Annotated in this window: 20 protein-coding genes and 1 riboswitch; of the genes, 16 read left to right on the forward strand and 4 right to left on the reverse strand. The window is 33.3% G+C overall.

The window, feature by feature from the left end:
* Nucleotides 1-100: 100 nt before the first annotated feature.
* The gene (locus tag DG508_RS15245) at nt 101-1903 is read right to left on the reverse strand and encodes a M61 family metallopeptidase (RefSeq protein WP_108868979.1); all 1803 of its coding nucleotides are present in this window, start codon (nt 1901-1903) and stop codon (nt 101-103) included.
* An 857-nt stretch (nt 1904-2760) separates the two neighbouring features.
* Here DG508_RS15245 and DG508_RS15250 point away from each other — a divergent pair.
* The 8 genes from DG508_RS15250 (at nt 2761) to DG508_RS15285 (ending at nt 10747) form a co-directional block, all read left to right on the forward strand.
* Nucleotides 2761-3909 carry a DegT/DnrJ/EryC1/StrS family aminotransferase gene (locus DG508_RS15250; RefSeq protein WP_108868980.1) on the forward strand — a complete coding sequence of 383 codons (1149 nt, stop codon included), beginning with the start codon at nt 2761-2763 and terminating at the stop codon, nt 3907-3909.
* Entirely contained in the window at nt 3902-4396 is a 495-nt protein-coding gene (locus tag DG508_RS15255; protein ID WP_108868981.1) for an NUDIX hydrolase, read from the forward strand. Before DG508_RS15250 ends, DG508_RS15255 begins: the two co-directional genes overlap by 8 nt.
* A gap of 13 nt (nt 4397-4409) precedes the next feature.
* Nucleotides 4410-5438, forward strand: coding sequence for a Gfo/Idh/MocA family protein (locus DG508_RS15260; protein ID WP_108868982.1), 1029 nt, complete (start codon nt 4410-4412; stop codon nt 5436-5438).
* Nucleotides 5435-6505: a DegT/DnrJ/EryC1/StrS family aminotransferase gene (locus DG508_RS15265; RefSeq protein WP_108868983.1), complete on the forward strand. Its 1071-nt coding sequence runs from the start codon at nt 5435-5437 to the stop codon at nt 6503-6505. The genes DG508_RS15260 and DG508_RS15265 overlap by 4 nt, the downstream gene beginning before the upstream one ends.
* Before the next feature lie 7 nt (nt 6506-6512).
* Entirely contained in the window at nt 6513-7313 is an 801-nt protein-coding gene (locus DG508_RS15270) for a Cof-type HAD-IIB family hydrolase (protein ID WP_108868984.1), read from the forward strand.
* Between the two features lie 62 nt (nt 7314-7375).
* A complete protein-coding gene (locus DG508_RS15275) occupies nt 7376-8740 on the forward strand; it encodes an MATE family efflux transporter (RefSeq protein WP_108868985.1) in 1365 nt (454 codons plus the stop codon).
* A 36-nt stretch (nt 8741-8776) separates the two neighbouring features.
* Nucleotides 8777-9814: a GMP reductase gene (locus tag DG508_RS15280; protein WP_108868986.1), complete on the forward strand. Its 1038-nt coding sequence runs from the start codon at nt 8777-8779 to the stop codon at nt 9812-9814.
* A gap of 66 nt (nt 9815-9880) precedes the next feature.
* Nucleotides 9881-10747: an HAD-IIB family hydrolase gene (locus DG508_RS15285; RefSeq protein ID WP_108868987.1), complete on the forward strand. Its 867-nt coding sequence runs from the start codon at nt 9881-9883 to the stop codon at nt 10745-10747.
* A gap of 25 nt (nt 10748-10772) precedes the next feature.
* On the opposite strand, the gene DG508_RS15290 is transcribed toward DG508_RS15285, so the two are convergent.
* On the reverse strand, nt 10773-11171 hold the full coding sequence (locus DG508_RS15290; RefSeq protein WP_108868988.1) for a GlcG/HbpS family heme-binding protein: 399 nt from the start codon (nt 11169-11171) through the stop codon (nt 10773-10775).
* Nucleotides 11172-11424: 253 nt separating this feature from the next.
* On the opposite strand from DG508_RS15290, the gene DG508_RS15295 reads away from it, so the two are divergent.
* From DG508_RS15295 to DG508_RS15330, 8 genes are all read left to right on the forward strand, one after another.
* Entirely contained in the window at nt 11425-12882 is a 1458-nt protein-coding gene (locus DG508_RS15295; RefSeq protein ID WP_108868989.1) for a cobyric acid synthase, read from the forward strand.
* A gap of 2 nt (nt 12883-12884) precedes the next feature.
* Nucleotides 12885-13907 (forward strand): pyridoxal phosphate-dependent aminotransferase, encoded by a 1023-nt coding sequence (locus DG508_RS15300; RefSeq protein ID WP_108868990.1) that lies wholly within the window; start codon nt 12885-12887, stop codon nt 13905-13907.
* Nucleotides 13889-14815 carry an adenosylcobinamide-phosphate synthase CbiB gene (gene cbiB / locus DG508_RS15305; RefSeq protein ID WP_108868991.1) on the forward strand — a complete coding sequence of 309 codons (927 nt, stop codon included), beginning with the start codon at nt 13889-13891 and terminating at the stop codon, nt 14813-14815. Before DG508_RS15300 ends, cbiB begins: the two co-directional genes overlap by 19 nt.
* Nucleotides 14815-15339: an AAA family ATPase gene (locus DG508_RS15310; RefSeq protein WP_108868992.1), complete on the forward strand. Its 525-nt coding sequence runs from the start codon at nt 14815-14817 to the stop codon at nt 15337-15339. The genes cbiB and DG508_RS15310 overlap by 1 nt, the downstream gene beginning before the upstream one ends.
* A 93-nt stretch (nt 15340-15432) precedes the next feature.
* Nucleotides 15433-15624: riboswitch (cobalamin riboswitch) on the forward strand.
* Between the two features lie 97 nt (nt 15625-15721).
* Entirely contained in the window at nt 15722-16543 is an 822-nt protein-coding gene (locus tag DG508_RS15315; protein ID WP_108868993.1) for a (2Fe-2S) ferredoxin domain-containing protein, read from the forward strand.
* The gene (locus DG508_RS15320; RefSeq protein WP_108868994.1) at nt 16533-17345 is read left to right on the forward strand and encodes a Rossmann-fold NAD(P)-binding domain-containing protein; all 813 of its coding nucleotides are present in this window, start codon (nt 16533-16535) and stop codon (nt 17343-17345) included. Before DG508_RS15315 ends, DG508_RS15320 begins: the two co-directional genes overlap by 11 nt.
* 2 nt (nt 17346-17347) lie before the next feature.
* Nucleotides 17348-18067 carry a uroporphyrinogen-III C-methyltransferase gene (gene cobA, locus DG508_RS15325; RefSeq protein ID WP_103865898.1) on the forward strand — a complete coding sequence of 240 codons (720 nt, stop codon included), beginning with the start codon at nt 17348-17350 and terminating at the stop codon, nt 18065-18067.
* Between the two features lie 45 nt (nt 18068-18112).
* A complete protein-coding gene (locus tag DG508_RS15330) occupies nt 18113-19051 on the forward strand; it encodes a sirohydrochlorin chelatase (RefSeq protein ID WP_103865899.1) in 939 nt (312 codons plus the stop codon).
* A 32-nt stretch (nt 19052-19083) separates the two neighbouring features.
* Here DG508_RS15330 and DG508_RS15335 read toward each other — a convergent pair whose 3' ends face one another.
* Together DG508_RS15335 and DG508_RS15340 are read right to left on the reverse strand one after the other, a co-directional pair.
* Complete coding sequence (locus DG508_RS15335) at nt 19084-19626, reverse strand: GNAT family N-acetyltransferase (protein ID WP_108868995.1); 543 nt, start codon at nt 19624-19626, stop codon at nt 19084-19086.
* Nucleotides 19623-20510, reverse strand: a complete 888-nt coding sequence (locus DG508_RS15340; RefSeq protein WP_108868996.1) for an alpha/beta fold hydrolase — start codon at nt 20508-20510, stop codon at nt 19623-19625. The genes DG508_RS15335 and DG508_RS15340 overlap by 4 nt, the downstream gene beginning before the upstream one ends.
* Between the last annotated feature and the right edge of the window lie 41 nt (nt 20511-20551).

Here is a 20551-nt window from a genome sequence, read left to right on the forward strand (position 1 = left end):
TACTCTAACCCACCCACATATAGTACAAAAAAAGAGGCTTTTTTAAAGCCTCTTTTTTTGTACTATATTTTTATTAAAAATTATAAATCTCTTTGTTTATTTATTCTTGTTTCAGCCATTTTTTACGTCGTTGTAATGCTTTTTCGTTAGGCTTCGTATGCTCGGTAAGAGTTATTTTTGGGTTTTCTTCAATTTTCACATAAGTCGTTCTATCAGTCCCGTTTCTTTTGTATTGTAATACTACTTTTTTTCCAATCTTATTCTTATTCACTACTTCATGATACTGATCGATATCAGAAAACGATTTATTACCAATAGATATAATAACATCTTCTTTTTCAAGACCAGCTTCATACGCAGGAGTTCCTAATCTCGTATACTTTGATATTCTTGCCAAACCATTCTTTGTGAATTCTATTTCGGCTCCTATATAAGGATCTTCTTCTGTTTTAAGAGAAATAGCAACCGCTCCAAATAGCTTTTTAAAATCAGGTACTTCACTACTGTTTATATACTTAGAGAAAAAGCTATCTGCAAATGAGGAACCAGCATATTCTCTCAAAGTAATATATAGGTTATCCAAAGTATATGCGATTTCGGTCTTACCATATTTTGTCCAGAATAATTTCATAAAATCGTCTAAGCTAAGATCATCTTTTGCATCTCTAAGTGATAAGTCAAGTGCTAGTCCGAGCATATTACCATACGAATAATAAGAAACGTATGTATTTTCTGTATTAATTGGGTCTATAGAAACCGCAGCATCCATAAAAGGAGCTTTACGACTCATTTCTCTTGGTGTAAAAAATTGTAAAGCAGGAGAATTCCACACCTTATTATAAGTTGTTGCCAATTTAGCAAGATATTCCTCTTGACTGATAATACCTGTTCTACATAAGATCAAATTCGTATAATAACTAGTTATTCCTTCTGCAAACCATAATTCTTCAGAAATATTGGCCTTATCAAAATCAAAAGGTTCCAAAGACAGGGGGCGAATCCTTTCTACATTCCATGCATGAAAAAACTCATGGGCAAAAGTTCCTATATTGTCTTTCATCCCTCCATCTGAAAGGCTTTTTGGGTTTGTAATAACCGTAGAGTTACGATGCTCCATTCCATCTCTAGATACCTGAGGCATAAAAGAGGCTAAAAATATATATTCATTATTCTCAAAACTTGGATAATCGCCAAAAACTTGTTTCTCTTCTTCAGCTATCTTTTTTATAGATTCAAAAAACTCATTTGCTTCTTGATCTGTCCCATTATGATGCAATGCCATCTTAATAGTATGTGCTGTATTTCCTTCTCCAACTTTATGTTCTTTTACAACATGATTACTCAACAACGCTGGGCTATCCATAAAATACTGAAGGTTTGGAGCTCTAAAACTATTTCCTTGCAAGCGTTCCATTTGAGTAGCTATCTTCCATCCAAGATCATTACGAGTTACATATAATATCTCTACAGGACGATCCTTAAGTTTTGGAACGTACATAAATGTAGCAGGATTATTTATTATTGCATGTGTCTCATCTATTTGAGAGTAGGTACCATCTCCTCTATCTCCAAATAATGTATAATACACATGAATTGTACCATCATGCCCTGTAACATCCCACTGGTGTAAGTTTGGTCTAGTAACGGTTACTTTTTTCCCTCTACTATCTGTGATTTTCACATTATAGATATTCTTTGCAAATTCATGCAATGCATATCGCCCAGGTGATGTTCTACTCATTCTTAGAGAAACAGTACCTGATTGAAGGTTTGTAAAAGTTGCTGTTACATTTGCCTCATGGTGCTCTGCATTGTCAAACGAAATTGAATACTTATTTCTTATTTGCGCAAAGCCTGATTGTAAGGTGAAAAATAAAAAGATGATTAGTGAAAAATATCTCATTGGTAATATATTTTAAATTTTAGTAAAACAAAAACAGATAGAATCAATTGCAATTCTTATAATGTTAATGTCAATTTCTTTCTAAAGCCCATAAAAAGGAATTCAAAAATACGATTATCTAATAACTATGCAAACATAGATTTTGTAATTGAGGACGTATCTACCAAATACAATCAAAATCACAAAACAAAAGACACCCATACATTCTAAAAAAACAAAGACATAATCCCTTATTAACCAATAATCATCTCAATCAACCTTTATATTATTTCCCCTTATCGTCGATAAAAAGAAAAAACACTACATATTAATAAACAAACAATTGCGTTGTAAAAAAAGTGTATTTTTTTGTTAATTTTATTTTAAAAAATCTACACGTTTTAATATAAATTCACAGTTCTTTGTTTAAGAATCGTTAAATTTTACTTTTAAACCATTTTAAACACCTACAAATCAATTTGTTAAAAATCACTTTTAAGGCAATGTATATTAAGCTTTTACAAAGTTTTTATTTTAACAAAACATATATAAATATGGTTTTAACCTCAAAATTTTGAGGTAATTCCATGATAGCGATCAGATCTAATTATTTAATTTTGAGATAGATGTAATTTCCCCCTTTTTAATCTGAGAAATTTACACCAAAATCAGTTTACCCCTAGAATCTTATTTTTTTGCTATCAAAGATTTAATATTTCACTTTATGATATAACAACTATCGTTTAAAAAAGACTGTGTTCTTATATTTTTTTGGCCAATTTATTCAGTTTTCAATATCAAGAAATAAAAATTGGTGAATACCCAAGCCCCCTATTCTTATCGTAAAAATTTTATTATAAATAATTAATAAAAATAATATGTTATTAAAAACAACAGATCAAAAGTCTGATAAGGTATATGATAATTGTTTTATTAATATCGATGATTCTGATTTTGATCATATAAAAAAAGCACTTCAAAAAGATCGTATATCAGGAAAATCAGAAGTTGTTAAACAATATGAAGCATCATTAGCAAATTTCTTTGATTCTCCTTTTGCACTGGCATGTAGCAACGGAACATTAGGAATACAAATGGTATTAATGGCTAATAATGTAGCGAGTGGTGATGAAGTAATTCTACCTTCAACTGCTCCTGTAATGTGTGTGTTTCCGATAATGAGCCTGGGAGCCATCCCTATTTTTGTTGATACACATACAACAAATTTTAATCTTGATATCGAAGATTTAAAAAAGAAAATATCTTCAAAAACTAAAATTGTAATGAATGTTCCTATGTGGGGATATGCAAATAATATTGAAGAAATTGTAGCCTGTTGTCATAGCAAAAATATAAAAGTAGTAGAAGACAACTCTCACTGCCATGCCACTCAACTCAACAAAAAATACTTAGGTGTCTTTGGTGATTATGCTGTTTTTAGTACCCATGAAAGAAAAATGATCACCACCGCAGAAGGAGGATTTTTATTAGTCAAAAACAGTAATGACTACCAAAAATTACACGAGCTACGATCGTTTGGAGAAAGTGCTATCCCTAATGACAACACTCCTTATGGAAATTCTTTTGGGCTTAATTTTAGAATTAGCGGAATCAATGCTGCTTTAGGAATAAGCCAATTAGCCAAAATTGAAAATAAAATACAGCAAAGACACACTATTGCTCAAACCATAGTACAAGAATTATCTTTGATAACTCCTGAGCTAAAAGAACTAGTAAAAGCAAAATCCTCTAGAAGCAACTACTATGCTATGGTACTATTAGCAGATTCTAAGCTCAAAGACAATTTAGAGCAATTTTTATTTAAAAAAAATATCATATCAGACCCTTTTAGATATGGGTATGCCCCACTTTATGATATGAATATTTTTAAAAAATATAAAAAAGGAAATTGCCATAACTCAGAATTTTTAATCAAGTCTGTCTTGACACTTCCTACTCATGAGGGACTTTCTGATTACGACATAGAATATATAATTAAAACGATAAGAACTTACTTTGATGGTTAAACAGTTTACATCTAGTGTTATTGTATTTGATAACCTAGAACACGATCCTAAGGTCCTTTTGATACACCACAACAAATTCAATAAATGGATGATCCCAGGGGGGCATGTAGAACAACCTTTTGAATCACCTAGCGAAGCAGGGATACGAGAGGTGCTAGAAGAAACAGGAATAGAAATATCTTTATTCTCCTTTATACATGAACCTCTTGAAGCAGAAGATGCCAAATGTGTAATTCCACCAGAATACCTACATGAACAAATAATACCTCAGAGAAAATTTCAACCCACACACATACATATGGACTCTCTTTATTTGGGTTTAAAAGAAGGCGGAGAACTTAAAGTGAATACATCAGAGGCCAAAGAAGCAAAATGGGTTACCCTAGAAAAAATAGAGTCTCTGAATTTATTTGACGGAACTTATAAACTAATCAAAAAAGCATACACCAACTTAACACACAAAAAAACAATTTATAACAACTTTTAAAACCACATTCATTATGAAAAAGCTAAAAGTAGGCATTGTTGGACTTGGGGAGCAAATGGGGGACAATATACTTCCCTCTGTATTATTATCATCCTATGCTCGAATCACTGCTATTTGTGATATTGATACTGATAGATTAAAATCTTTTCAAGAAAAATATTCAATACGCTATACCTATCGCTCTTATAAACAGATGATAGACAATATAGACCTTGATGTAATAATTATATGTTCATATCCAGATGTTCATTTTGAAGTTGCTCGCTATGCTATTCTAAAGAATATTGCGGTTTTTGTAGAAAAACCCCCTACTAGAACTACAAAACAACTAAAAGAGTTAATCTATCTCGCTGAAAAAATGGAGATTAAAACTGGAGTAGGTATGAATTTTAGTTACACCTATTCTAATGAGGTTAGTCATAAAATAATGCAAGAAGAAAATTTTGGTGAATTATCCTATATAAACATAGAACATATAAGTAGTAAACCCAGAGAACCTTTCTGGAACTATGACTGTGTTATAGAGTCTTTTTTACTAGCACAATTAATACACCCCTTAGATTATCTATTACGTTTTTTCAATAAGAAATATAGTAAACTAGAAGTGTTCTGTTCTTCATCTACCAAACCATTTTTTATTCAATTAATGTTTACTTCTCACAAAGGAGTTATTGGCAGTCTCCTGAGTGGTACATATGCACAAAGATTTCAACATAAAATAGAAATCATAAGCAATAAAGGGAACTCTATCAAGATAACCGATCTAAACAAAGTAGAAATTTCTAGCCCAGAAATCTCCTCTCCTTTTGATATAAACACAAAAAAATGCTCCTTAAATCTATACAAAAGCCCTCTTAAATCAGGCTTCAATGACTCTGGATATCAGAACGAACTAGATTTATTTTTCAAACACATTTTGTTTAACGAAAAATTCTCGCATTCATTCAATGATATGCTACCAGTATATACCACTATGGACACCATATCACAACAAATCACTAATAGAGCAATTAATTTACAATCAAAAGCAGCATTGGTATGATGTCTAGAATGGTATCTTCGTATAATACTTCAATTTTTGACAAAGTCAAAAACCAAAGTACACCTACCCTACCCGACACTGCAGATGATGTTATTCTTTATGAAAATAACTTAAAAGAATATTATGGTTCTAAATATGCATTAGCATTGACATCTGGAACAGCATCTATTATAGTTGCATTACATGCTTTAGGAATTGATTATGGTGATCAAGTAATTACATCTCCTGCTGCTCCTATGTGTACTGCTTTCCCTATAATGTATGCTACAAAAACAGTCCTTTTTAGTGATATCTGCAATGATAATTTTGGACTTGATATAGACAAACTCAAAAATCTTGATTTAAAAAATATTAAAGCAATTGTAGAAGTCCCTATGTGGGGATATCCCACAGATATGATAAAACTTAGAGATTTTGCAAAAAACAATAACATTGCTCTCATTGCAGATTTAGCATTAAGCCCCGTTACCAAAATCCATTCAAAATACTTATTCAATTATGCAGATATAGCATGTTATAGCACACAACAAAGTAAACTTTTTTCTACAGGAGGAGAAGGTGGATATATTATTACTAATAATGAAGAGCTATATGAAAAAGCATTTAGCTTTTCTAGAATGGGAAATCTTGACGGAGTGAATTTTGGAGTAAATTTCAAAATCAGTGACTTACAAGCAAAAGAAGGAACCAAACAGCTCAGTAAATTACATGAAACCATTGAGCTACGAAAGTACAATGCTAATTATATAAGGAGTAGAATAAAAAGTAATACTATCTCAGAAATAAAAATCCTAAACTCAGGAGAACCAAGCTATCAAAGAATGGTGCTTCTTTGTCAAACTGGAAATACTGAGCTAATAAACGACCTAACCCATAAAAATCATATTCAATCTGATGTTGTTTCATATAATATCAAACCTTTATATGACTACCCTATTCTAGCAAAGTATAAAACAAAATGCCCAAATACAGAACGTATTTTAAGTACCATGACTACTATTCCTTTACACTTACAATACAATACTGATCAACTTGATAAGATAATAACCATTATTAATAATCATTGAAAAATAAATGACCTTGATAAATACAAGCCATCGTATTAAACTGATATCAATAGACCTTGATGGAACTTTATTAAATGATGCTAAGAGTGTTTCTAGAACAGATATACAAACCTTGCTCACCTGTAAAAAAGAAGGGTATCAATTGGTTTTTAATACCGCACGACCATTAAGAATGATTCCCACTGATTTACTAAACATCTTTTCTGATGAATACTGGATATTATCTAATGGAACAACCATGATCAAAGACACTCAAATAGTATTTGATATTACCTATAAAATATCAGAGATCACCTCTTTGATTCATTGGTTGAATGAGTTAAATAAAGATTATTTCTCTTTTGAATCAAAAGGAAATATATTCTCTTTCTCAAAACTGCCAGATCAATATATCTCAGAGGTTATCAGTATAAAAGAAGTCTCTGATTACCATATAAACAAATTATTGATAATATCTGAGGGCTGTGATTTTCCACACAAACATATCGATACCTTTATAAGTAGTGACTTAAAAAAATTGATTACAGAAAATGGTAAATACATACAAATAATGCCCAAAGAAGTTTCAAAACTTTTTGCTGTAGAAAAATTATGCCATCACTTACAAATCGATCTAGAAAGTGTGCTATCATTTGGAGATGATTTAAACGATTTTGAAATTTTACAAGCAACAGGAATAGGAGTTGCAATGGCAAATGCACATCATAACATTACTAGTAAAGCTGATTTTGTTACCAAGTCCAATAATGAAAGTGGGGTAAGTCATTTTATAAACACTCAAATACTGAAACAATTAAATAATAGGTAGTGAGCCTATAACCAATTAAAGAATGATATCTCAAGTAATTTTAAAAAACACTATAACTGCACATGTTTAAAAACTTTTTTTCACCAAAACATACATATAACATTCTGGTTTTAGCATTTCCTATTATGTTAAGTCATGTAGGAAATATGCTGGTAGGTGTAGTAGACACTATTATGGTTGGGGACTTAGGAGTAAATGAACTCGCGGCAATATCTCTTGCCAATGCAGTTTTTCATTTAGCCACTATTCTTGGAGTTGGAGTCTCTATGGGGCTGACCCCTTTGATTATTAAATATAGTACCGATAAAAATGAGATGAAAAAAGAAGATCAAGAGAGTTACTATTTTAATAGTTTATTCATCAATATACTTACAGGAATCGTACTATTTATAGTACTAGTAATCTTTGGTAAATTTAGCTATCTATTTAATCAGCCAGAAGAAATTCTCGATCTTACAGAAAATTATCTTCAGATAGCGGGCTTATCGTTGGTACCGCTTTTATTTTTTCAAACTGCCAGACAGCATCTAGAAGCTCTCGAATATACCAAAGTAGCATTATACTATGGCATTATCTCTAATCTTATCAATGTACTATTGAATTACATTCTTATCTACGGAAAATTTGGATTCCCACAATATGGATTAGAAGGAGCAGCCACTGCCACCCTTATAGCAAGATGTGTCCTAGCCATACTGATCACATTTTATTTTGTAAAAATAGTACCTGTCTCATTTTTTGACCTAAGTTTTAAAAAGCATTTCAGTTCAAAAAAAATCAAAGAATTATTAAATATGGGACTTCCTATAGGTACTCACTTTGCATTAGAGTATGGAGCTTTTAGTTTTGCATGGCTTATGACGGGGTGGATTAGCTCTGTTGCACTATCATCTTTTCAAATAGCTATTAACCTATCGGGTATAACCTATACAGTTGCAATAGGTCTTGCAGCGGCAGTAACCGTAAAATATGGCAAGCAGTATTCTCTTAGAAATCGTCTAGAGATGAAAAAAGTAGGAGTTTCCTCATTTGTGATCAACATTGCTATAATGTCATTATTTGCATTCATATTTATAGTTTTCAGAGATGTGCTCCCCAAATTATATATAAAAGATATAGAAGTCATTGAACTCACCTCTTCTCTACTACTCATTGCAGCAATATTCCAAATATCAGACGGATTGCAAGTCAACACCCTAGGGCTATTAAGAGGTATAGAAGATGTCAAAATACCAACAATGATCACTTTGGTATCCTATTGGGTGATTGCCATGCCAGTATCATACATTCTGGCATTTCATAAAAACATGGGAGCTCAGGGAGTATGGATAGGCTTATTAACAGGGCTTACCATCTCTGCCATTGTACTAATATATAGATTGATTTATGCAACCAATGCTAAACTTTCTTTAGAACCTAGCAGATAAAAAATATACTTATAAAACTAATTTACAAATTTTGTCATGAGAATAGAAAACGATATAAAACTAAGCTTTAGAGATGTAATGATCAGACCAAAAAGATCCATCATAAAAAGTCGATCTGAAGTGGATCTAAACAGAACTTTCAAATTTTTACACTGTCAAAAAATATGGAAAGGAGTTCCTATCATAGCTTCAAATATGGATACAGTAGGAACCTTTGAGATGGCCAGTGCTTTATCAAAATTCAATATTATAACGGTCATTCATAAACACTATTCTATACAAAACTGGAAAACATTTCTTGCACTCAATTCGAGTGAATCACTGCCTCACATAGCTGTCAGTACAGGAATCAAAGATGATGATTTCAAGAAACTAGATGAGATTATAAACCTAGATAGTCGTATAGAAATGATCTGTGTAGATGTAGCCAATGGCTATTCAGAAACATTTGTTGATTTTGTAAAAAAATTAAGACGTACCTATATAGACAAAATCATTGTAGCAGGAAATGTTGTTACTGGTGAAATGGTAGAAGAATTATTATTATCTGGAGCAGATATTGTAAAAGTAGGTATTGGTCCAGGCTCAGTATGTACCACCAGAGTAAAAACTGGTATTGGATATCCACAATTATCAGCCGTCATAGAATGTGCAGATGCTGCTCACGGATTAGGAGGACAAATAATTAGCGATGGGGGCTGTACCACTCCTGGAGATGTTGCCAAAGCCTTTGGAGGTGGTGCTGATTTTGTAATGCTGGGAGGAATGCTCGCTGGGCATACAGAAAGTGGTGGCGAAATGGTTGAAGAACAAGGTGAAACCTATAAGTTATTTTATGGTATGAGTTCTTCTACAGCAATGAACAAATATGAAGGAGCTGTTGCCAACTATCGTGCTAGTGAAGGTAAAACAATAAAAATACCATTTAAAGGTCAAGTTTTTGAAACGGTAAAAGATATTTTAGGAGGGCTACGAAGTACCTGTTCTTATGTAGGAGCAAAAAGACTAAAAGAACTTACCAAAAGAACTACATTTATCAGAGTAACAGAACAAGAAAATCAAATCTTTAGCTAAACACGATCATTATAAGCTAGTTTTTATTTTTTGTAAAAACCTCTGATCGTATATAATAAATATGAAATGTACAATTTCTCGAATTCCTATTTTTATTCAGATTTAGACGGCACATTATTGGATAATAATGCATTATTATCCACAGAAACGTATACAGGTTTAAAACACCTGATCCAACAAGGAATGTTATTTGGTGTAGCAAGTGCTAGAAATTTAATAACTATTTCAGAAATATTTAAAGGCATACAACTTAGCTTGCCTGTAATTTGTTTAAATGGTGCCTATATTTCTGATCTAGCTACCATGAAACATCTTCAGATTAATGACATTGATACTACATCCAAACATGAGATATTAGAATTATTACATAAAATGAATCTCGGGGTTTTTATTTCTAATCACTATAATACAATAGATAGTATAGACTATATAGGGCTAAAAAACGAAGGTGAATTCTGGTACCTAAGAGATCGGGAATGTAGTAAAAATCAAATTATAACTCCTGTAAACAACATAACAGATGTTTTAAAAAGGCAAATTACCTGTTTTACGATCATCAATAAAATAGCAATACTAGAAGATTTAAAAAAAATAATAGAAGAAAAATTTTACGCTACCACAGAAATACATTTATTCGAGAATCAGTATAGTCCTGAGTGGGCATGGCTTACAATTCATAGTCATATGGCAACCAAATCAAACGCTATTTCATATATAAAGAGAAACTATAATTTATCTGATAAAGCTCTTATGGTTTTTGGGGATGGGTTGAATGATCTCAAAATGTTTGATATTGCAGATGTAAGCATCGCTGTAAAAAATGCACATCCTATTCTCAAAAAAAAAGCAAACCAGTTGATTTCTGAAAATTCTGATCATGCTGTTATCAAATACCTAACTAGAGTATCCAAAAGTACCACCCCTATTCTATAGCTATTGTAGTTTGCGTGTCACTATCCTATAGAGCTGTAGCACCTGTCTCGGCAACTGCATGATCATTTTCTACAGTACTACCACTTACCCCAATAGCTCCAATGATTTCTCCATCTTCATTTTTTATCGGTACTCCTCCAGGAAAAGTAATCAAGCCCCCATTAGAATGTTCTATATTATATAATGGTCCTCCTGGTTGTGATAATCCACCAATCATTCCCGTATTCATATCAAAGTAACGAGCCGTTTTAGCTTTCTTAATAGAGATATCCAAAGAACCCAACCATGCACCATCCATACGTGCAAACGCCACCAAGTTTGCTCCAGCATCTACTATCGCAATATTCATTTTTGTATTTAAATCAGTGGATTTTTCTTTTGCTACCGCAATAATTTGCTCAGCCTGTGTAAGTGTAATATTCATCTTTTTATTTTTTTAAAGGATATTTTGATTGCAAAACATGACTGGATAACGTCATATAAGCATTTTACATTGTGTTTTTTTAAAATAACTTTGACAAATAATGAGAACTTAAAAAAAGAAAGAGCATCAAGATTATTCAATATAAACATGTCCAAAAAACATATGAATTCTAAAAAAGTAAACACTGCTCTTTTTGAGAATAAAACCAGAATAATTAATTAATTTTGGAGGCCAATTCATTGAGTAGATAAGAATGGAAAAATTACACCCTATTATGTTTGTGGGTACAGGTTCTGATGTTGGCAAAAGTATTCTTGTTACAGGCATCTGTAGACTACTGCAACAAAAAGGATATTCTCCTGCCCCCTTCAAAGCACAAAACATGTCACTTAATAGTTTTGTTACCCCCGATGGATTAGAAATAGGAAGAGCACAAGCTGTACAAGCCGAAGCTTGCAAAATCGATTGCACCACCGATATGAACCCTATCTTATTAAAACCCTCTGGTGCAAACAAATCACAAGTAGTCTTACATGGCAAACCTATTGGTGATCAAACAATCAAAGAGTATTTCTTGGGTGATAACAAGAAACAACTTTTCGCAGAGGCCAAAACCGCTTTTTATAGGCTTCAGAAAAAACACAACCCTATTGTACTAGAAGGAGCAGGAAGTATAAGTGAACTGAACCTAAAACATCGAGATATTGTAAACATGAGAATGGCAGAAGCTGCCAATGCAGATGTATATCTTATTGCAGATATAGACAAAGGAGGGGTTTTTGCAAGTGTATACGGCTCTATTGCATTACTAGAGCCTTGGGAGAAAAAAATGATAAAGGGAGTTATCATCAATAAATTTAGAGGAGATGTTTCCCTATTTGAAGAAGGTAAAAAAATGTTAGAAGAACTTACTCAAATTCCAATCGTGGGGATCGTTCCATATGATAAGGATATCTATATCGAAGAGGAAGATTCTGTAGGTCTACACAAAAAGAATAAAACTATAACCAGTAAACAAATAAATATAGCTGTTGTTCTATTACCCTATATTTCTAATTATACCGATTTTAATGTATTAGAAAAAGATGCTAGAACTCACGTATTTTACTCAAATGACCCAGAAGATATTGCTGAGGCAGACATTATTATCCTACCTGGAAGTAAAAACACAATACAAGATCTTATCTTTCTTAGAGAAAAAGGAATCGCCAAAGTTATACTCAAAGCGTATGAAGCACAAAAAACAGTCATCGGTATTTGTGGTGGGTACCAAATGTTAGGCAAAACCATAGAAGATCCCTTGGGAGTAGAAAGTGATATCAAAGCCATCCCAGGTTTAGGCATTTTCCCAATGACTACTACACTGGCAAAAGAAAAGACAACCACACAGTGTAACTTTACATTCAAAAACTCTTCTGAAATTATTACAGGATATGAAATACATATGGGGCAGACAACTCTAGAAAAGAAAAGTCCTCTTACCTATATAAAAGATCAACCAGAAGGGTATCTACAAGGAAACTGCTGGGGAACCTATATTCACGGCATCCTAGATCATTCAATAGTAATCGAAGATCTTTTAAAGAATTTTTCTACTACAAAAACATCCTTTGATTATAAAGCATATAAAGAGGATAATTATGATAAATTAGCTACCTTATTAGAAGAAAATATAGATGTCAATAGTATAATTTCTAAAATGCACTCTTAATTATGATGTATGGTCATGGCGACGATGGGTATCGATATCCTATAGATTTCAAAGCAAATTTTAGTTCTAATATTTGGTATCAGGGAGTTTCAGAGCAACTAGTATCTCATCTCAAAGAGAAACTACATCTTATTACAAATTATCCAACTCCAAATGCAGATCAACTTACAAAAGAAGTAGCCAATCACCATCAGCTAAACATATCACAAGTCATTATGACCAATGGTGCAACAGAAGCTTTTTATAATATCACACCTCTTTTTGGGGATAAGAAAGTAGCGATAGGTATCCCTACATTTTCTGAGTATGAAGACGCCTGTTTACAAAGTAACATGAAGGTTCAATATTATGATCGTGCTACATTAACCACCACTATTTTTGATGAAGACCTTGTATTTCTTTGTAATCCTAATAATCCAACTGGGTATTGTAATACGGTATCTGAAATACAAAAGCTGATCACTTCTTTTCCTCAAACAACATTTGTTGTTGATGAAGCATATATAGATTTCACACATAAAATTACATCTTGTGTTCAGCTCCTTACAAAACATACGAATCTCATTATTGTAAAATCATTAACCAAACTATTTGCCATACCAGGGTTACGATTGGGGTATATATTATGCAGTCCAGAAATAGGAAAAAAAATACAGCAAACAAAAATGCCTTGGAGCGTAAACACCTTGGCTATTGAAGCTGGAAAATATATATTCAAAAACTATACAGAATTATCTCCTGATATGGCAACACTACTTACCTATAGTATACAATTGCAACATCAAATTAATACTATCGATGGTTTTACAGTGATACCATCAGAAACCAATTATTTTTTAATAAAATTAGATACCCCCAATGCCACTGCTCTCAAAGATTATTTAGCATATACACATCAATTACTGATTAGAGATGCATCCAATTTTAGAGGATTAGACAATCATTATATTCGTATTGCCAGTCAATGCCCAGAGAAAAATCAATTACTAGTTAATGCATTACAACAATGGAATACAGTACAGTAATCTTACCCTTACTCATTGGGTATTTTCTTGATTTGATCTTAGGAGATCCCCGATGGCTCCCCCATCCTATTCGATTATTTGGCAATGCAATAGCGTATGGAGAAGAACAATTAAACACTTCTCCCTTTACATATCAAAAAGGCAGGCTCCTCACGATTATCTTATTAATAAGCACCTTATTATTTTTTTACATCCTACATATAATTACTACCCCTTATCCAATAGCATATTATACCTGCGCCTCTATATTTGTGTTCTATTCATTAGCAAATAAAAGTTTGATAGATGAAGGAAAAGCCGTTTTTAAGGCCCTACAAGAAGGGATTGAATCTGGCAGAAAACGATTGTCTTGGATTGTAGGGCGAGAAACAGACCAACTGAATTCACAACAGGTAAAAACTGCCGTTTTTGAAACCTTATCAGAAAACCTGAGTGATGGTGTTATTGCTCCTCTTTTTTATTATGCCTTGTTTGGGGTAACAGGAGCCATGATGTATAAAATGATCAATACTTTAGATTCTATGATAGGTTATAAAAATAAACGTTACTTACACTTTGGGAGATTTGCGGCAAAGCTAGATGATGTTGCAAATTATATCCCTGCAAGAATCACTGCTTTTCTTATGTTATTGGTCACCTTCAAACTACACAAAATTTCTTTTGTACTGCAATATGGTAAACAACATTCTAGTCCAAATGCTGGATATCCCGAGGCGGCTTTAGCTGCAATTCTAGATTGCAGGTTTGGCGGCCCTAATTATTATCATGGTAAATTAGTAGACAAACCCTACATAGGTAACAATGATAGGATTCTGACTCATGATGAAATAAAAAAAGTAGCCTGGATCAATCAAAAAGTAACCTTTACATTTATATCCTTTATCTGTTCTGTATATTATTTTTTATAATGCACAAAAGACACATTATCACAGGAGCTCCTGGAACAGGAAAAACAAGCTTGATCGATGCCTTGCAAAAAGAAGGATATCCCTGTTTTGCTGAGATATCAAGGCAACTAATAATCTCTCAACAAGAACAAAATAGTGATAAAACTCCTTGGGGTAATCTCTATGAATTTGCGGATTTGGTGTATAAACAAACTATAGAAGAGTTACAATTACCTATTAAAAAAAATACTTTTGTAGATCGTGGACTCCCCGATATCATTGCATACTTGCAATCCAAATCTTTTATTACTCCAGAGTATTTAAACGACTTTCCTTATCATAAATACTATACCCCTACTGTGTTTTTACTTCCTCTGTGGAAAGAAATTTATATAAATGACCCTCAACGACCTCAATCTTATCAAGAGGCTTCTCGTATTCAGAAACACCTAGTGGATGTATATCACACACTTGGTTTTACTATCAAAACACTCCCTAAAACTACTTTAGTAAGACGTATAGATTATATAAAATCTTTGATTTAAAATCGCTCTATACTTTTCGTTTTCACACCAAAAAACATAAAATTTACCTGTAATAAAGAAAGTTACAATAGATTCCTAAACAAAATAAAGTATCTTCGCCTCCAAATTTATGGTTCTTTTAGAAATAAAAGATGAAAAGGGAATTTGGTGAAAATCCAAAACTGTTCCCGCAACTGTAATGCGTTTTATAAAAGGTACTATCACCAATGCCACTGTATATGTTTTTATATGGGAAGGCGATAGCACTACGTAAGTCAGGAGACCTGCCATATAAAAACACGAATAGTAACTCTCGGGTAAAGGGTTGGTTATAAAAGAAATTGCTATACTATAGCTATTTCTATTTTGACTTCTTTTTCCTGCTTTTATATTTCTTTTTATTATGGGAAAAAACATAAGCAAAGTACACACCACATTTCAATTTTGTGATGGCGGATCATGTAGAAAGGCAAAAAGTGAAATCGCTATAAGAGAAGCTAGAGCATATATCAGAAACAATGGTTTATGGGATACAACCCATACCATAAAAACTAGATGTAATGGTAGATGCGAGGATGCCCCTACATGGATTGTACAACCAGGTAATTTTTGGTATAAAAACCTTACTCCTGACAAGGCCGTATCAATTATGAAATCTCATCTTGAGCATAACCAACCAATAGAAGAACATCTACTATACAAAGATGAATGGGCAGAGATAATCACAGATAACGAAAGAGTAATCTCTCCTGCCTCTTTTAGACATAAAACAGATCCCGAATTAGGAGAAGTGCTACTTGCCAAAGCTTTTGCCTCAGATCAACATATTTATCCTTTGTTTCAATATCTATTTCAAGAACCCAGAGCTATCGCTATACAAACTTACGGTGATGCTTTGGTTGAAATAACAACACCTCATCAAGTTGATTATACCGATGATTATGATATAAAAATCAAAGGATCTGAACTTCAGTTACAATTAGCTATTGCAGCAATACCCAAGGATATCTCTACAGAAATTGCAGATCGTAAAGTAGGTAATGCAGAAGTTATTTGGCTAAAAAAAAGAACTATCTTTACCAAAGCAATACGGCTTAAAAACAGAAAAGGAAAACATCTGGTTACCATATGGATACGAGAAGAAGATACCACTACATGGCATCATATCCTCAAAATTTATCTATCAATGTCACCAGATCAAATAAGAATTAATAATGAATCCTAGAAAGATAAGTATATTAGGCTGTGGGTGGTTGGGCTTACCTCTGGCTATAAATCGTATCACAAAAGGAGATACAATAAAAGGTTCTACCACTACAGAGGGTAAGATAGAAGTCTTAAAGAAAGAAGGAATTATACCTTCTATTTTCACATTGGGTCAAGCTAATAAAGAGGCATATCAAAATTTTACCTCAGAAAGTGATATTATTATTATTAATTTCCCTCCAAAGAGAGTTCCTAATATTATAGAACTCTATCAGCAGCAGATACAAGATATACTTCCTTTTATTTCTGAGACGCAAAAAATACTTTTTATAAGCTCTACTTCTGTGTATCAAAATACTAATGGAGAAGTTTCTGAAAAACTAGACATTGTTCCAGAAAAAGAGTCTGGAAAAGCGGTCGCTGCAGTAGAAAAGTTGCTCCAAAAACAATTTGGAAATCAAGTAACCATCTTACGACTCAGTGGACTCATAGGAGATGATCGATTACCAGGGCGTTTTCTTGCCAATAAAAAAGACGTACTCAACGGTGATGCTCCTATAAATGTAATTCATAGAGATGATTGTATAGGGCTCATTAATGCTATTATAGAAAAAGGCAGTTGGGGCGAAATCATAAATGGCTGTGCAGACAAACACCCATTACGCAAAGAATATTATACTCTTGCTGCCGACAAAATAGGACTTACACCTCCTAGTTTTATCAAGCAAGATACTATCGCATATAAGATTATATCTAATACTAAAAGTAAAACTTTGTTAGACTATACTTATATTCACCCAGACCCATTAAAACTGATTTGATCATGTACCCTGTTGCAATTGTAGGAGCTGGACCAGGAGATCCAGAACTACTTACCGTAAAAGCATCTCGCCTTATCAAAGAGGCAGATATCATCTTACACGATAATCTCGTATCTGATACGATATTGAATATAAATACAGATGGAGAAAAAATATATGTAGGACGTAAATTTGGAGATACCTCTGACCAGACAGAACGCCAACAAAAAATCAATGATTTACTGTGTATACACCATTTTGAGGGCAAAAGGGTTGTAAGGCTTAAGTCTGGTGATCCTTATGTATACGGGCGAGCAGCAGAAGAGGCTCGGTATCTTACCCAAAAAGAAGTTCCTTTTGAGGTGGTTCCTGGTATTTCTGCAGCACTAGCAGCAGCCAATATTTTTAATATTCCGATTACAGAAAGAAAGAAATCTAACGCTATGCTCATATGCACTGCCCATACGGCAGATTATTCTTTTGAGCAGCTTACTGGTATTGCGCATATGCTCAAAGCTGGCAATACCATTTCTATATACATGGGACTCAAAAGTCTACATAGGATTATTCCAAAATTGCTAGAGGTTTGTAAAGATGACACTATTCCTGTAAATGCAGCATCCAATGTGTCTCGATCTAATCAGGAAATTATCACAGGTACTCTAGGAAACATACAAGAACAAATTAACAATAGCTCAATACAGATGCCTGTTGTTTTAATCATAGGGGCTGACCCTATATAATATATTGATTTTTGTTATTTTGACAAATAAAAGAACAATAAACAGATGAAAGAAGGAATATTACTTTGTGGACATGGTAGTCGTAGGGAAGCCGCAATTACTTCTTTTAAGCGATTGGTCACTATCCTCAAAGATCGCTATGAGAAAGATTATGACGTTGATTACGGTTTTCTAGAGTTTAATCACCCTACGTATGAAGCCGCAGTAGAACGCATGTATTTGAATGGGATTCGCAAAATATATGCTTTGCCAGTAATTTTGTTTGCTGGATCTCATGCCAAAAATGATATCCCATATGAGTTGAATACCATACAGAGTTATCATTCTGATCTTACCATTACTATGGCAAAACATATTGGGGTTAGCTCTTTTTTACTAGATCTTGCGGTAAAGAGAGTTGAAGAAACTGAATCTCAATTATCGCCTTTGGATAGAAAAGATACTTGTTTGGTTGTTATTGGTAGAGGTACTACCGATCCCGATGCCAATAGTGATGTTTGTAAGCTAACCAGTATGCTCTGGGAAGGAATGGGATTTGGTTTTGCAACTACTGCATATAGCGGAACAGCATATCCCAAAGTAGATGAATCTCTCAAGTTAATCGAAAAATTAGGATTCAAACGTACTCTTGTTATCCCCTTCTTCTTTTTTACTGGAGTATTATTAGAGCGTATTTATGGTCATGTTACAGCTATGAATAATGCCTCTGACCAAGATTATATCTATACAGCTCCTTTTGGCACAGATGAGCTATTATTAAAAGCTTTTGATGAGCGTCTGGAAGAAGCCAAAACAGGAATGGCTTATATGAATTGCCAACTGTGTAAGTATCGAAAACAAGTTGTTGGTTTTGAAGAAGACTTTGGAAAAGAACAAATAGGACATCACCTCAACGTAAAAGGTATTCTCTTTGAAGAAGATGAAAAACCTGGAGAGGCTAAAAAATCATTAAGCAGTAAAATCAAAAAAGTATTAGGGATTTAGATCAATTTATCTACATATCATTTAGGCATCATCTAGTTACTGGTTTTATCTTTATTATTCCATTCACTTTTTAATATAGAATAGAGGTCTACATTTATTGTTTTTCCATTTTTGATTTCACATTCTCTCATTGTTCCTTCATAGGTAAAGTTTATTTTTTCTAGACCATTTTTACATTTTTCATTATCACTTACCACATAGCCTTCTATTCTGTTTAAATCAAGTTTGGTAAAACCTTCTTCAAAAAGTCTAGGCATTACTTCTTTCATAATTCCTTTGCCCCAGAACTCTTGCAATAACCAAAAGCCAATTTCAGCTTTTTTGTGTTCTTTATCTAAACTATTAAACCCTCCTGCTCCGCAAAACTGACGATCTTTTTGGTTATAAATCCCCCACCAAACTCCCGTTCCATTTTCCTTTAGCTCTTTATACCATTCCATTTGCTCTTTTGTAGCTTCTAGCGTAGGGAAATGCACGTCGTAAAATCTTGTGATATTTGGATTAGAAAGTCCTTTATAGATATTATCAATATCTGATGATTCTATTTCTTTTAAAAAATAATTCTCTGTTTTCATTCTATAAATGATAAAATAGCCGAAGCAAATTCTTGTGGTTTTTCTTGTGGTAGATTATGCCCTGCTCCTTTTATAATTCTTCTTTGATACTCTCCTATAAAGTAGGGTGCATCATATTCATCGCTTTCTAAAGGAATTACCCCATCACTATCCCCATCTAGCACAATGGTAGGGACATTTATTTGTGGTTGATTTGCCAGAGCTTTTTCTGTTTCTTCAAATCTAGAATCTCCTTCAACCAATCCAAAACGATGTCGATATGAATGAATAACAACTGCTACAAAGTCGGGGTTCATAAAAGAATCAGCTGTTTCTTGGTATGTTGAATCATCAAATTCCCATGTAGGAGACCATAGTTTCCAAAGCAGTTTACAAAATTCTTTTGGGTATTTTGCCAATCCTTCTTGTCCTCTTTTTGTATGAAAATAAAACTGATACCAATACAGCAATTCTTTTTCTGGTGTTTGTGGTTGTTTTGCTGCTGCAATGTTTTGTATGTTATATCCTCCTCCTGATATGAGTCCTATGACACGATCAGGCCAAAGAGCTGCTACTATACATGCGGCTCGTCCTCCCCAGTCATATCCTGCAAGAATGGCCTTTGGTATTGATAATGCATCTATAAGTGCTAAAAGATCATGCGCCAATGCGGCTTGCTCTCCTGTACGTAATGTATCAGTTTCTATAAATCGAGTTAATCCAAACCCTCGTAAATAAGGAGTGATTACTCTACAAGACGATCCCAAAATAGAAACTACCTCGTCATACGTTCTTATATCATAAGGAAATCCATGTAACAGTAGTACAGGCACTCCATCAGGATGACCACTTTCTTCGTATGCTACACACAAATCACCAGCATTTACATATTTTAATTCACTCATCTAATTTAAATTAGAATTATTACCACAGATAATCACTCGTA

Source organism: Aquimarina aquimarini, from assembly GCF_900299535.1.
GTDB lineage: Bacteria > Bacteroidota > Bacteroidia > Flavobacteriales > Flavobacteriaceae > Aquimarina > Aquimarina aquimarini.

Coding starts and splice junctions, on each gene's coding strand:
- DG508_RS15245 (WP_108868979.1), bottom strand. CDS start 1,903: ATGAGATATTTTTCACTAATCATCTTTTTATTTTTCACCTTACAATCA.
- DG508_RS15250 (WP_108868980.1), top strand. CDS start 2,761: ATGTTATTAAAAACAACAGATCAAAAGTCTGATAAGGTATATGATAAT.
- DG508_RS15255 (WP_108868981.1), top strand. CDS start 3,902: ATGGTTAAACAGTTTACATCTAGTGTTATTGTATTTGATAACCTAGAA.
- DG508_RS15260 (WP_108868982.1), top strand. CDS start 4,410: ATGAAAAAGCTAAAAGTAGGCATTGTTGGACTTGGGGAGCAAATGGGG.
- DG508_RS15265 (WP_108868983.1), top strand. CDS start 5,435: ATGATGTCTAGAATGGTATCTTCGTATAATACTTCAATTTTTGACAAA.
- DG508_RS15270 (WP_108868984.1), top strand. CDS start 6,513: ATGACCTTGATAAATACAAGCCATCGTATTAAACTGATATCAATAGAC.
- DG508_RS15275 (WP_108868985.1), top strand. CDS start 7,376: ATGTTTAAAAACTTTTTTTCACCAAAACATACATATAACATTCTGGTT.
- DG508_RS15280 (WP_108868986.1), top strand. CDS start 8,777: ATGAGAATAGAAAACGATATAAAACTAAGCTTTAGAGATGTAATGATC.
- DG508_RS15285 (WP_108868987.1), top strand. CDS start 9,881: ATGTACAATTTCTCGAATTCCTATTTTTATTCAGATTTAGACGGCACA.
- DG508_RS15290 (WP_108868988.1), bottom strand. CDS start 11,171: ATGAATATTACACTTACACAGGCTGAGCAAATTATTGCGGTAGCAAAA.
- DG508_RS15295 (WP_108868989.1), top strand. CDS start 11,425: ATGGAAAAATTACACCCTATTATGTTTGTGGGTACAGGTTCTGATGTT.
- DG508_RS15300 (WP_108868990.1), top strand. CDS start 12,885: ATGATGTATGGTCATGGCGACGATGGGTATCGATATCCTATAGATTTC.
- cbiB (WP_108868991.1), top strand. CDS start 13,889: ATGGAATACAGTACAGTAATCTTACCCTTACTCATTGGGTATTTTCTT.
- DG508_RS15310 (WP_108868992.1), top strand. CDS start 14,815: ATGCACAAAAGACACATTATCACAGGAGCTCCTGGAACAGGAAAAACA.
- DG508_RS15315 (WP_108868993.1), top strand. CDS start 15,722: ATGGGAAAAAACATAAGCAAAGTACACACCACATTTCAATTTTGTGAT.
- DG508_RS15320 (WP_108868994.1), top strand. CDS start 16,533: ATGAATCCTAGAAAGATAAGTATATTAGGCTGTGGGTGGTTGGGCTTA.
- cobA (WP_103865898.1), top strand. CDS start 17,348: ATGTACCCTGTTGCAATTGTAGGAGCTGGACCAGGAGATCCAGAACTA.
- DG508_RS15330 (WP_103865899.1), top strand. CDS start 18,113: ATGAAAGAAGGAATATTACTTTGTGGACATGGTAGTCGTAGGGAAGCC.
- DG508_RS15335 (WP_108868995.1), bottom strand. CDS start 19,626: ATGAAAACAGAGAATTATTTTTTAAAAGAAATAGAATCATCAGATATT.
- DG508_RS15340 (WP_108868996.1), bottom strand. CDS start 20,510: ATGAGTGAATTAAAATATGTAAATGCTGGTGATTTGTGTGTAGCATAC.